The following is a 12,749-nucleotide window of genomic DNA, read 5'->3' as shown; positions in this document are numbered from 1 at the left end:
GGCTCAATCCCCATCGGCGAAAGAGAAGCCGGAACTGAGGCCAATCGCGCCGCCATATTGATCGTTTAACCGGTAGATAAGGTCTTTGCCGTTCAGCAGAAGATAATCCACCTTCGCGCGCTGATCGTCCTGATCCAGCGCCTTTTGCACATCTGCATCGATTGTCCCGGCCACGCGGATCATCGATTTGGCGATGAAGTCGATGGAATTTACGATGGAGCGTTGGTCGGAGGGGACGAGTTCGGCCATATCGGCGGTATGCAGCAGTGTCTGAATGGCCTTGATGTTTGTGGAGATGCTTCTCCATGTCAGGCCAGACCGCCAGTAAATGGCGGTGCGGGGAAACCTCGCCTTGTCCGGCCCCTTGTAAAAGGTCTCGATCCGCTGGTCGCGGATCGCCTCGGCGCCGTGCACCAGAATGCCGAGCAGGGCAACCAGCGCCTCTCGTTCGTCGCGGAAGACGGGGTTATCAGGCCCCGGCTGCGTCCAGTTTTTCTGTGCGCCATCGGCCGCGTTCCAGCTATCGGAAAGCTCTGCCGCGACGTCGGCGATATTGCCGGCAATGGCGGCTCCGAAACGGCAGCGGAAATCGCCCTTCTTATCAAGAAGTTCGTTCGCGCCGGTGCCGTAGAGAATGAATTCCAGGGCGCCCAGCCCCTGTGCGGCAACGCTCTTGCCACTCAGGCCTTCAGCGGTGGTAACGCTTTCATCCTTGTCGGAAAGGTAACGCTGAACCTGTTTCAGCCCGAGCCCCTTCTTATCGGGATAATAAAGGACGCGCTCGAAACGGTTCTGTTCGATGACAGGGCCGACACGCACGATCTCGATGGTCGACCAGCTTGAGACGGTATCGGCAAACGCGTCCTTCGCCGTCTTCTCCGTCGTAGCAGAAGGCGCCGCGCAGAAAGCCTTCATGCTGTCCTCCAGCGTCTCTGCCGAGCGTCGGAAGTGGTCGTAGCCGGGTCGGATGAAGCCGTTCACTGCCTTTTCCATGACGCCGCGTACCTGTGCGGGGTCGAGCGGTAGCGGCGGCATCAGTTCCACATCCTGCGCCATGGCCGGCTGTGTGGTTAAAAGCATCAGTACAGATATGAGACCGGAGATTTTTCGCATGGCTTTTTTCATTAAAGAGACTCCAGAAAGGCCAGCAAAGCCTGCCGGTCGGATTTTTTCAAGACGGCAAAGGCGTCGCGCGCTTTCTGACCTTCGCCGCCATGCCATAATATCGCTTCCGTCAGGCTGCGCGCGCGCCCGTCATGCAGGTAAAAACCATTGCCATTCACGCGTTCTGTCAGACCTATGCCCCAGAGAGGCTGGGTCCGCCAGTGTCGTCCGCTTGCTTCGCCCACCTGTTGGCCATCGGCAAGCTCCTCTCCCATGTCATGCAGCAGAAAATCGGAATAGGGCCAGATAAGCTGAAACGCATGCATCGGATCGGCGGCATCGCGTCGGGTGACGAATTTGGGGGTGTGGCAGGCCGTGCAGCCCGATGCGTAAAAGAGTTGCTTGCCCCGCAGTACCATCGGCTCACCGACATCACGCCGTTGCGGCACGGCGAGGTTTTCAGTGTAGAAGGTCACGAGATCGAGAACCTGATCCGGCGCCTCCACCGGCCCGAGCCGCGGTTGCACGCCCGTTGGCATGGCGAGACATTTTTTCTGCCTGTCGGTACAGTCGCCATAGGCATTCGGCGCATCCGGTGTGGAGATGCCGATATCGTGGGAGAAAGCGCTTGCGCTCTGGTCGCGTACGCTCGCGTTCTGAGCTTTCCAACCAAACCTCCCGAGTTTCGTTTCGCCGGTGCGATGATCCTTGACCCAAGCGGGACGCCCTTGAATGCCGTCCCCATTCTTGTCGTCCGGATCGGCGTTGGCCAGAATATCGGTGTCGCTGATAGCTTCTATCAAGCCGAGCCCAAGGGTCGGCATGGCAATGCGTGCTGACAGCGAAGTATCGGCGCCGAGCGGGCCATATTTCAACTCTGCCACGGCATAATCAGGCTGGCGCAACGTCACCATCTCGCCATCCGCCAGGGACACCCGCTTCTCCGTATAGGTGATGACAGCCTTGCCCTCGGCCTCAAGGCCGGGAATGGCAAGATTCTGAAGCTGCCGTCCATAAGTGTCGTCAGGAAAGTTCAACACTTCATGGCGCGCGATCGCCGTCCGTTCCGCCTCGTCTCGAGCCGGCCTTGCCAGCCGTAGAAACAGGGAGACGGCGTCTTCGCCGGCAAGAGGCGGACGGCCCCTGCCATCCTTCACATGGCACGTCTGACAGGATCGGGCGTTGAAGAGCGGCCCCAAACCGTCTGAAGCCTGCGTGGAAGAAGGAGAAGAGACCCACAATTTCTGAAACAGCGCGTTGCCGAGCTTAAAATCCTGCCTCCGCTTCGGGGGCATGGTGGCTGACGGATGGGAAAACGCGGTGCTGTCAGTTCTGTTGGTATTGGTCGACGCCCCGCCAGACATGGCCTCGAAAGGCTCCGGGCCGGTAGAATCGATCGCCGGAGCGGTTACGGCAAGAACGCGGTTTCTGTCATTTTCCGTCAGATCGTCACGCAAGGATGCGGCAAGCGTCGCCGTCGCCAAAAGACAGGCTGCCCCGGCGAATAAGAACGGCCTACGGATCGGCGACAGAGACATTTCCATGAAAGTCAAACGCGTGCGGGGAGCAACAGGCCGCAGTCTCCCTGCGGCCAGTTTTTGCCGTTTATTTGAAAACGGCGTTCGGATTATCGAGGCTGTCGGATCCTTCGAGGTCAATCTTGCCGAGATCGAGTGCAGCAATGACGCGTTCGACCGACTTCGTCTGGTCGAGGAGGCCATCGATGGCGGCCTGAACCACGGCGTTGCCTTCCTTGTTGCCCTCGCCAATCATCTGATCGTAGGCCTCAACCGTCTGAGCGCGCTTTTCCATCGCGTGCATGGCATTGAGCGTCTTGTCCAGCTTCGCCAGCATCTCGTCGTTCAACGCCTTGTCTTTGGCGCCGACCAGTTCCGAGAGCGACGCGCCAGTCATCTTCGTTCCGTCCACACGGGTATAGTCGCCGGTATAGGCCGAGGCGATGCCGATCGCGTCGTTGAGATGCGAATTATAGGTATTGTCGGAGAAGCAATCATGCTCCTCTTCCGGATCGTGCAGCAAAAGGCCAAGTTTCATGCGTTCGCCGGCCAATTCACCATAGGAGAGCGAGCCCATGCCGGTGAGAATGGCGGTGAGGCCTGCCTTCGGATCGCCTTCCAGCGTTTTGGTTGCTTCGCCTTCCGGCGCCCAGGCGTCGACCATCTCCTGCAGATCCTTGATCAGCAGGGTGGAGGCGGATTTCAGATAATCGGCACGGCGATCGCAATTGCCGTTCGTGCATTTCGCCTTGTCGTAATCGGTGTAAGGGCGGTTGCCTGCGCCCGGCCCGGTGCCGTTCAGATCCTGGCCCCAGAGCAGGAATTCGATGGCGTGGTAACCGGTCGTCACATTGGCTTCGACATCGCCCGCCTCGTGCAGGCTTTCGATGAGTTCCGGGGTGATCTTGGAGGCGTCGACCTCTTCACCACTGATCTTGATCTTCGGGTTGGCGATGATATTCGCAACATAAAGCTCGTTTTCGTCGCTTTCCGTACCATAGGCACCGTCGACGTAGTCGATCAGGCCTTCGTCCAGCGGCCAGGCGTTCACCTTGCCTTCCCAATCGTCAACGATCGGGTTGCCGAAACGATAGACTTCCGACTGTTGATAGGGAACACGTGCCTTGATCCAGGCTTCCCGCGCGGCCTTTAGCGATTCTTCGCTCGGTGTGGCGATCAATGCGTCGACGGCCTTATCCAGCGCCTTCGCTGTGATCAGCGAATCCTCGTATTTCGCATGTGCGACATCAGCATAGTGCTTGACAACAGCGGCCGCGTCGGTGGCAGCCTTTGCAGGAACCGCGATGAAAGCCGCCGATGCGGCAAGAAGCGCGAAAGAAGCGCTGAGAATGGTTTTGCGGATCATGATCCCTCTCCTTGAGCAGGCATGAAATAACTTCACGCTGCGGCAAGCGAGTTCTGACCCAATCACAAACTTGTGTCAAACATTCTAGTTTAGAATGCTTTGAAACAAGCCCGTGCTGTATTTCCCAGGTAAAATCCCTGGATGCAAAATGCTTTTATGCTCTGCGTTTCATCAGGCAGAAGAAGAAACCGTCCGTATCTGTGGTTGCAGGCGTGAGCGTCACTGTCTTGCCGTCGGAAGAATGTGGTTTGCTGGCATTGCTGCCGAAAGTCGTTTGCCACCGCTCCAACGCCGAACCAATGGCAAAATCTGGATTTTGCTCGCAGAAACGACGGACCTGCTGTTCGTTTTCTTCGGGAAGCACCGAACAGGTTACATAGAGCAGCTCTCCGCCCGGGCGCACGAATCCCTTGGCCTGCGAAAGTGCCTCGCCCTGCTGTTGCACGCGCTCTTCCAGATTGCGCGCGGTCAGCCGCCATTTGGTGTCGGGGCGCCGCCGCCATGTTCCGGTTCCGGTGCAGGGGGCATCGACGAGAACGCGGTCGAATTTTTCCTGAAACGGCGTGAGGCCCGATGGACGGTCATGAACCTGCACATTACGCGTGCCAGCCCGCTTCAGCCGTTCGATGATCGGCGCGAGGCGCTTGCGGTCGGCGTCGAAGGCGTGGACCTGACCCTTGTTGGTCATGCTGGCAGCCATGGCCAGCGTCTTGCCGCCGCCGCCTGCGCAATAATCGAGGATCTGATCACCCTCATGCGCGCCGGCGAGATCGGCGACGATCTGCGACCCCTCGTCCTGCACTTCGAACCAGCCCTTCTGAAAGGAGAGTTCGGCGGTGACGTTCGGCAGGCGGGATGGGCCTTCGCCTGCGGCAATGCGAACACCCTGACGGGCGATGTGCGTGGCCTCCGCGCCGCTTTCCTCAAGAACCTTCAAAACCTTTTCACGGGTCGCCTTCAAGGTGTTGGCACGCAGATCGAGAGTAGGGCGCTCATTGAGCGCCTGAGCCTCAGTCAGCCAGCGCTCCCCGAATGCGGTCTCGAAGGAAGATTGCACCCAATCGGGAATGTCGCCCTGAACATGGGCCGGCGCCTCGGCAAGGGAACGGGAGAGAAATGCCTGCTGTCTTTCAGCGTCCGGTGCGGCAGGCGCGAATTTGTCACCATCGAATTCCGCTGCCAGTTCCGTGAAGCTCTTGCCCCATTGACGCAACAGAACAGCGTAGCCGAGTGAGGTGGCGCTGTCGTCATCCATCAGCCAGGCGTGCGACAGTTTCATGCGCAACGCATCATAGACGATGTTGCCGATCGCGGCCCTGTCGCCCGACCCGGCGAAACGATGGGCAAGGCCCCAGTCCTTCAGAGCATCGGCGACGGGACGTCTGCGTCCCTCAATATCCGCCAATACTTCGATTGCTCCGGCCAAACGCCCGCCTAATCGCATTGTCTACCTCGTTTTCCTGATAAGTCCGGTTGGTAGACGCGAATGGCGGCGAGGGCAAGGCTCAATCGGCTTTGACGACCTCGTAGCAGACCTTGGCAGTGCCGGAGTTGATCATGCCGATGTTTTTGGCCGCAGCCTTGGAAAGATCGAGAACGCGACCCTTGATAAATGGCCCGCGGTCATTGATGCGAACGACAACGGCCTTGCCGTTGCGCGCGTTGGTAACCTTGACCTTGGTGCCGAACCGCAGGGAGCGGTGAGCGGCGGTCAGGTTGGCGGCGTTCATACGCTCGCCAGAAGCAGTCTTGGAGGTCAACGCATACCACGATGCGCCTCCACAACCATTTGCCGCATTCGCCTGAAGAGGCGTGATGATGGAACAGGCGGCGATAGTTGCAGCGGTGAAAGTTATACGACGGATATTCAAAACAGTGCTTCCCTGAAAATCGGCCCCGCGCCGATTGATTGTGCCCTTGCTAAACGGCCATGAACTGGCCTGAACGCCTTTTGATGCGAGATTGTAGGGCGAGGGAAAAATGGCGAAAAAAAGCTGATCTCAAATCACGAACTGTTACAGACTGTAACATTCGTGATCATCGGCCGGAAGCTGCCATTGCCGCGCCCGTTTGAAGAAGCGGAAAAAATAACGCAGAATCAATGCTCAATGGGAATGCTGTTGCAAGTCACGGCTTCGTGAATCCACTTCACGAAATGTGAGTGAAATATTTTTCTAATGACTACGATTTTAGTCATTTCGGCTTGGTTAATAAAATCCTAATTGGCTGAAATAAGACGAAAACCATCCGCAAAAGCGGGATTGGAAGGATTTTTCATCGCTTTTGGAGATGGCATTTTTCAGCATCGCCAGAGGCCGTTTTCCCATAATTGTCGAAGCGAGACCCTGTACTCCGGGAAGCGAAAATCGAAGCCCAGATCGCGAATTCTGGCGTTGGAAACGCGCTTGTTCTCGCCATAAAAAGAGCGCGCCATCGGTGTTAGATCGGCAGTTTCAAAGGCCTGTTCGGGTGGTGGTTCCACTCCCATCAGCGCTGCGGCGAAGCTTACCACATCCTGCGGGGGGCAGGGTTCATCATCGGTCACGTTGAAGATGCCGCCTTCGTGTTTTTGTGCCAGGAAGGCAACCGCCGCGCCGATATCCTCCACGCGGATGCGATTGAATACCTGGTCCTTCTTCACCAGCCGCCGCGCCGTTCCCTTCTCGAAATTCATGAAGGCATTGCGCCCCGGGCCATAAATTCCGGATAGACGCAGGATGGAAAGCGGCGCGTCGGCGTCGCGGGCCGCTTCAGTCCATGCGGCCTCAGCCGCTACCCGCTCCACAGAACGTGGGGAAACGGGGCGGCAGGGTGTTGTCTCGTCCACCCAAGCGCCGCCGTGGTCGCCATAAACACCCACGGTGGAAAGGTAAGCGATCCATGCCAGATTGGGCAGGAGCTTTTTCAAGTCGCCGCCCAGAAGCGGAAGGAGAGGATCGCCATCCTTGCCCGGCGCGACGGATTGTATGAGATGCGTGACATTGTCCATTGCAGCGACGAGCTCATCATTGAGCTGGACGCCGTCAAAGAGCAAGGGCGTCATCTGTGCGCTGGCGAGGCCAGAGAATTTGTCCTGACTGCGCGTGGTGCCGGAGATCCCTGCTGCTTGGGATTTCAGCGCGTTGGCAATGGCTTTCCCCGAATAACCCGCGCCAAAAATCATCACATGCATGGTTCACGCCTCTGCCAATTGCCATTCCATTTCCGCCTCCGGATCAGTCTCCGGTGCGCGCGTGGCAGAGTATGTACGGAATTCCTGCCTGTCCATAAGCCGCGATAAAGCCCACGCGGCCATGCCGCGTACCTCCGGCGAAGGGTCCATTTCGGCAAGAGCCTTGCATCGTTCCACGAACTGCCGGTTTCCGGAGTTGCCGGCCGCAATCAGCACATTGCGGATAAATCGGCTACGGCCGATGCGTTTGACGGGAGAGCCACTGAAAAAGCTGCGGAAGGCAGCATCATCCAATGTCAGGAGGAAATCGATGGACGGTTCTTTCAGATCCTCGCGCGCCTGCAATTTCATTTCCGAGGCGCTGGCCGCGAACTTGTTCCATGGGCAGGCGGCGAGGCAATCGTCACAGCCGTAGATGCGATTGCCCATCATCGGCCGAAACTCATGCGGAATTGGCCCCTTGTGCTCGATGGTGAGATAGGAGATGCAGCGACGGGCGTCGAGTTGATAGGGGGCGGGAAAGGCCGCCGTTGGACAGGCATCAAGACAGGCCCGGCAGGAGCCGCAATGATCCTTCTCGGCCTCATCGAGACAGAGATCAGCGGTGGTGAACATGCTGCCGAGGAACAGCCAGGAACCATGGCTGCGGCTGACGAGGTTCGTGTGTTTGCCCTGCCAGCCAAGACCGGCGGCGGCGGCGAGCGGTTTTTCCATCACCGGGGCGGTGTCGACGAAGACCTTCACATCCTCGCCGGCGCGTGCGGCGAAGCGCGTGGCGATTTCCTTCAGCCGCCCCTTGATGACGTCGTGGTAATCGCGATTGCGGGCATAGACCGAAATGGCTGCCTTGTCCGGTTTCGAGAGCAGATTGCGCGGGTCTTCGTCGGGACCATAATTGAGGCCGAACATGACGATGGAGCGTACATCGCTCCACAGCGTTTTCGGCTCCGCCCGCCGGGCCTCGGTTTCTTCCATCCACGCCATCGTGCCGTGATAACCTTTGCCGAGAAATTCTCTCAGCCGTTCCGGTGCGAGCGGAATGCCGTCCGGCGCTGTGACGCGACATAGATCGAAGCCAAGCGAAAGGGCTTCGTGACGAATGAAATCCGTCAGTTTGCGCGCGCGTATCCGCTGCTTCTCGTCGGCAACGTCGATGGTAGTCTCTCCTGCGGGTTGTTGCGCGTCATATATAGGCGCAGTCCCGGGCCGCAGCAAACAACCGAAAGGCTGAACTTAAAAGTCCAGATCGGCATAATGGGAGGAGGGGGCGAGGCGTGGAATACGCTCGCTCAGGAACGGCCGGAAGGACGGACGGGATTTCACCCGCTGGTACCATTCCTTGGCGATGGGTGCCTCGAGCCAGTTGATCTCGCCGAGATAATCCAGAACCGAAACCGCGGCTGCGGCGGCAAGATCGGCATAGCTCAGCCGATCACCCGCCAGCCATGTGCGCGAACCGGCCAGCCATTCCAGATACTTTATGTGCTGGCGGATATTGTTGCGGGCTGTGCGCAGCAATTTGGAATCCGGCGGGCCGCCGCCTTGCGCGGTCGTCATCTGCAATTTGTAAACACGCTCCCGTACCAGCGGCCGGGTCACGTCATTTTCCATCTTCTGCAGAAACCATTCCGTCAGGCGGCGAATTTCCGCCCGCTGAAACGGGTCTTCCGCCAGAAGACGCCTGTCACGCTTCAAAACCCCATGGGTTTCATCGAGAAATTCCGCAAGCACGTAAGGCCCGCTGAGGGAGCGCATATTGTCGTCGAGATAGACCGGCAGGGTGCCGGCCGGATTGAGCGCCAGAAACTCCCGCCGTCTTTCCCACGGTTGCTCCTCCACGAGATCGGTCTGGAACCCGTATTCCGCAAGGATCAGACGAACGAACCGGGATGCGGTCGACATCGGAGAGTGATAGAGAGTTGGCATCGGTACTCAATTTTTACGATTGGTTGTCATGATCGGCATCTGCCGGAAAACTTTTTCAGTTTCGCTTCATCAAGACGCTATAAGAGCTTGGCTACTTTAAAACAAGTTTAACGCAATTGCCTTCCATTGCCACTTCCCCCCTGAAAAGAAGGATTCCCCATGGGTGACCAATCGATCATCAGCGCGCTTCTGCTGGGTATCATCGAGGGTCTGACGGAGTTCATTCCCGTTTCCTCAACGGCGCATGTGCTGCTGGCCGGGCACTTCCTCGGCTTCAAATCACCCGGCAACACCTTTGCGGTTCTCATCCAGCTCGGTGCGATTCTTGCGATACTTCTTGTTTATTTCCAAAAGCTTGTATCGATTGCGCTCGCTCTGCCGACAAGCGCGAAAGCGCGCCGCTTCGTGCTGGCCGTCGCTCTCGCCTTCCTGCCGGCGGCCATCATCGGCGCCTTGGCGCATGACTTCATCAAGACTGTGCTGTTTGAAACGCCCATGCTCATCTGCGTGGTGCTGATCATCGGCGGGGTCATTTTGCTTGCCGTCGACCGCATGCCGCTGAATCCGAAATATACCGACATCATGGATTATCCGCCGTCGCTTGCATTCAAGATCGGCCTCTTCCAGTGCCTCGCGATGATTCCCGGCACATCGCGTTCCGGTGCCACGATCGTCGGCTCGTTGCTGATGGGCACGGACAAGCGCTCCGCCGCCGAATTTTCGTTCTTCCTGGCGATGCCGACCATGCTCGGCGCGTTCACGCTCGATCTTTACAAGAACCGCGATGCCCTGAGTTTCGATGACGGCGCTCTGATCGCCGTCGGCTTCATCGCCGCTTTCGTCTCGGGTCTTTTTGTCGTTCGCTCGCTCCTGGATTTCGTCTCGCGACGGGGCTTCGCGCCCTTCGCCTGGTGGCGCATCGCCATCGGGTCGCTGGGACTTATCGCGCTTCTGGTCCTGGGCTGAGGCTTTAATTTATATGGACTGAAAAAGAAAAAGCGCCCCGGAAAACCGGCGGCGCTTTTTTTTTAAACTTCTAAAGGCTGGTCAGTTGGTGCTGATCGAAGCCGTCGCACAGGGGTCCACGCCATAAGCCGGAGCACAACCGCTCTTGCCCGCTGCAACCGTGCCCGGTGCCATGAATGAACCCGCCAGAACCACCAAAGCCGCACACGCAAAAAAGAGTGCGATAGATCTGCCCATTTTATGATTGCCTTTCAGACGTTCGTTCGCGCGGATCGTGCCGCCGTGTGTGAATTGAGAGTTCGGGATATGTTTGGAATGTGGCGAATATCAATAAAGCAGCTTGTTGAATACCGGGTTAATGCGAAGTCTTTTCCACAGTTGCGCTTGTGCCACGCTTGCCTGCGGAGACCTTTCCGCCGTTAACCTTTTCCAGCGGCTCGCCAGCCCCGATATTGATGTCGTCTCCTTCCCGTTATCGAAGGAGAAATGCACCGAAAGCGGTTTGGTTGCGATGAAGAATGCACAAAAAAAAGCGGGAACAAGTCCCGCCTTTCAAGTAGGTGCCGCATGGCGACAGAACTCAGGCCGCCTTGCCCGCATTCGAGAACTGGCCGTGCGGGCGATATTGCACCATGTAGGACGGCAGAACAGACGCAACACGAACGGGCGTAATGCCGATGCCTTCCAGCGTCAGGCCGTTCTTTTCCGCCTCGGCGGAAACGACGTTGTCCTTTTTCAGCATGGTCACCTGATCGGATGTCAGCGGTGGCGTGATCAGCGGCACCATCGAAGCAACCTTGCCGATCATTGAGGCAACGCCGAAAGGCAGATTGACGAACGGACGTTCGCGATAGGTAGCGGCAAGAACGGCCTCAAGACAGTCGCGGAACGTCATTACATCCTGGCCGCCGAGCTCATAGATGGCGCCGGGTTTCAGCTTGCCGTCAACGCTACGGGCGACGGCCTCCGCGACATCCTCGACATAAACCGGCTGGAACCTGGTTTTTCCGCCACCGATCAACGGCAGGAAGGGCATGCCGCGGGCCATCTTCGCGAACTTGTTGAAGAAATCATCTTCCGGTCCGAAGATGATCGAAGGACGCAGGATAACGGCGGCGGGCAGAACGGAATGGATAGCAGCTTCGGCGCGGCCCTTGGTGCGGCCGTAACCCGTGGATGAACCGGCTTCCGCGCCGATGGCGGAAATATGCGTCAGCGTGGCGCCGGCATCGCGGGCGGCCTCGGCGATGGCTTTCGCGCCGAATTCCTGCACGGCGTCAAAGGTGTTGCGGCCACTTTCGGTCAGGATGCCGACGCAATTGACCACATGATCCGCATCTTCCACGGCTTTTACGATGGAATCGCGGTAACGCAGGTTGGCCTGCGCAAAGGAAATCTGGCCGACATTGCCAAGCGGCTGCAAAAAGCCGGCGAGATCGGGTCGGCGCACGGCGACACGAATGCGATAACCGCGCTTGGCGAGCAGTCTCACCACATGCCGCCCGACAAAACCCGAACCGCCGAATACGGTGACGAGGGGGGGAAGGTTGGCCAAGGTCATGGGAGGCTCCTCAGAAGCTGTCGATAAAGCGTTTTTCAGTCTCTTAGCCCAAAGCCGCGCGCACGGGAAGAGATGTTCTCGCCGGGGAGAGGCGGGTTTGGGACATAGGGTTGACGACCGTCAAATTCCCTCGACGATCACCATTTCCGCATCCGCGACTTCCTGGCGGATTTTGGCGGCTGCCTGGTATTCGGGGGAATTATAGCAATCGATGGCGTGTTGCACCGAAGGAAACTCGATGACGACGTTGCGCGCCCGTGCCTTGCCCTCAAGCTCGGTCAAAGCACCGCCACGAGCGAGGAAATTCGCACCGAACCGCTCGAAGGCGGGTTTTGCCGTTGAGACGTAGTCCTTGTAACGCTCGCTATCGCGAACATCGACGCGGGCGATCCAATATCCCTTTGCCATTTCATCTCCTCCCGTCGTCATTATTGATTGGCTGGAAAGCTGGCGCGCAGCATGTCATCGAGAATGGCGCGGGCCGCCGCTTTGGGATCTTCCGCCCTGACGATCGGTCGGGCGACGACCAGGTGGCTCGAACCAGCCTTGATGGCGTCGTAAGGCGTCATCACCCGTTTCTGATCGCCGAGATCGGCGCCCGCGGGGCGAATGCCAGGGGTAACGACGGCAAGATCGGGGCCGAGGATTTCGCGCACGGCGGTCGATTCTTCCGCCGAGCAGACGATGCCGCCCATGCCCGCCTCGCGCGCCTGTTCCGCGCGGCGCAGCACCAGCGAACGGGCATCCGCGGCGTAACCGGCTTCGGCCAGATCGCTGTCATCCATCGACGTCAGCACCGTGACACCGAGCAGGCAGAGGCCGGAACCTTCCGCTGCCTTGACGGCAGCACGCATGGCTTTAGGATATGCATGAAGCGTCAGCATCGACATGCCCATCCGGGCGATGTTTTCGACACCGGAGGCGACGGTGTTGTCGATATCGAGCAGCTTCATGTCGAGGAAGACCTTCTTACCGCTTTGGACAAGGTCGCGCGCGAATTCCAGACCGCCGGCGAAGACGAGCTGATAACCGATCTTGTAGAAAAGAACCTCGTCGCCGATTTTTGAAACGATGTCTTCGGCCTGCTGCACAGTCGGAACATCGAGCCCGACGATGAGTTTTTCGCGCGCGGTCATT

Annotated in this window: 12 protein-coding genes; 1 reads left to right on the top strand and 11 read right to left on the bottom strand. The window is 58.4% G+C overall.

The genetic code is table 11. The annotated features are described in order from the left end of the window. Positions 1-3: 3 nt before the first annotated feature. The 8 genes from DOU54_RS21805 to DOU54_RS21770 form a co-directional block, all read right to left on the bottom strand. Positions 4-1,125, bottom strand: coding sequence for an imelysin family protein (locus tag DOU54_RS21805; RefSeq protein WP_113380878.1), 1,122 nt, complete (start codon positions 1,123-1,125; stop codon positions 4-6). Continuing rightward, positions 1,125-2,648: a di-heme oxidoreductase family protein gene (locus DOU54_RS21800; RefSeq protein WP_113731827.1), complete on the bottom strand. Its 1,524-nt coding sequence runs from the start codon at positions 2,646-2,648 to the stop codon at positions 1,125-1,127. The genes DOU54_RS21805 and DOU54_RS21800 overlap by 1 nt, the downstream gene beginning before the upstream one ends. A gap of 61 nt (positions 2,649-2,709) precedes the next feature. Continuing rightward, positions 2,710-3,987 carry an imelysin family protein gene (locus DOU54_RS21795; protein ID WP_004439448.1) on the bottom strand — a complete coding sequence of 426 codons (1,278 nt, stop codon included), beginning with the start codon at positions 3,985-3,987 and terminating at the stop codon, positions 2,710-2,712. A gap of 154 nt (positions 3,988-4,141) precedes the next feature. Next, complete coding sequence (locus DOU54_RS21790; RefSeq protein ID WP_113380879.1) at positions 4,142-5,431, bottom strand: RsmB/NOP family class I SAM-dependent RNA methyltransferase; 1,290 nt, start codon at positions 5,429-5,431, stop codon at positions 4,142-4,144. 61 nt (positions 5,432-5,492) lie between these two features. After that, entirely contained in the window at positions 5,493-5,858 is a 366-nt protein-coding gene (locus DOU54_RS21785; protein WP_113380880.1) for a septal ring lytic transglycosylase RlpA family protein, read from the bottom strand. 428 nt (positions 5,859-6,286) lie between these two features. After that, positions 6,287-7,159, bottom strand: a complete 873-nt coding sequence (locus DOU54_RS21780; RefSeq protein WP_113380881.1) for an SDR family oxidoreductase — start codon at positions 7,157-7,159, stop codon at positions 6,287-6,289. Between the two features lie 3 nt (positions 7,160-7,162). After that, entirely contained in the window at positions 7,163-8,314 is a 1,152-nt protein-coding gene (gene queG / locus DOU54_RS21775; protein ID WP_113380976.1) for a tRNA epoxyqueuosine(34) reductase QueG, read from the bottom strand. Between the two features lie 78 nt (positions 8,315-8,392). Then, on the bottom strand, positions 8,393-9,085 hold the full coding sequence (locus DOU54_RS21770) for a glutathione S-transferase family protein (RefSeq protein ID WP_006699702.1): 693 nt from the start codon (positions 9,083-9,085) through the stop codon (positions 8,393-8,395). Positions 9,086-9,244: 159 nt separating this feature from the next. Here DOU54_RS21770 and DOU54_RS21765 point away from each other — a divergent pair, with 159 nt between their 5' ends. Then, complete coding sequence (locus DOU54_RS21765) at positions 9,245-10,051, top strand: undecaprenyl-diphosphate phosphatase (RefSeq protein WP_037089424.1); 807 nt, start codon at positions 9,245-9,247, stop codon at positions 10,049-10,051. A 580-nt stretch (positions 10,052-10,631) separates the two neighbouring features. Here the strand turns inward: DOU54_RS21765 and DOU54_RS21750 are convergent. The 3 genes from DOU54_RS21750 to pyrF form a co-directional block, all read right to left on the bottom strand. Then, on the bottom strand, positions 10,632-11,612 hold the full coding sequence (locus tag DOU54_RS21750) for a complex I NDUFA9 subunit family protein (protein WP_035206671.1): 981 nt from the start codon (positions 11,610-11,612) through the stop codon (positions 10,632-10,634). 120 nt (positions 11,613-11,732) lie between these two features. Continuing rightward, complete coding sequence (locus DOU54_RS21745) at positions 11,733-12,020, bottom strand: DUF1330 domain-containing protein (protein WP_004439466.1); 288 nt, start codon at positions 12,018-12,020, stop codon at positions 11,733-11,735. A 20-nt stretch (positions 12,021-12,040) separates the two neighbouring features. Then, positions 12,041-12,748: an orotidine-5'-phosphate decarboxylase gene (gene pyrF / locus DOU54_RS21740; RefSeq protein WP_004439469.1), complete on the bottom strand. Its 708-nt coding sequence runs from the start codon at positions 12,746-12,748 to the stop codon at positions 12,041-12,043. Position 12,749: the final 1 nt, after the last annotated feature.

It is taken from the genome of Agrobacterium sp. MS2, from assembly GCF_003261015.1.
Lineage (GTDB): Bacteria > Pseudomonadota > Alphaproteobacteria > Rhizobiales > Rhizobiaceae > Agrobacterium > Agrobacterium pusense.
This window is presented reverse-complemented; position numbering and strand designations above follow the sequence as displayed.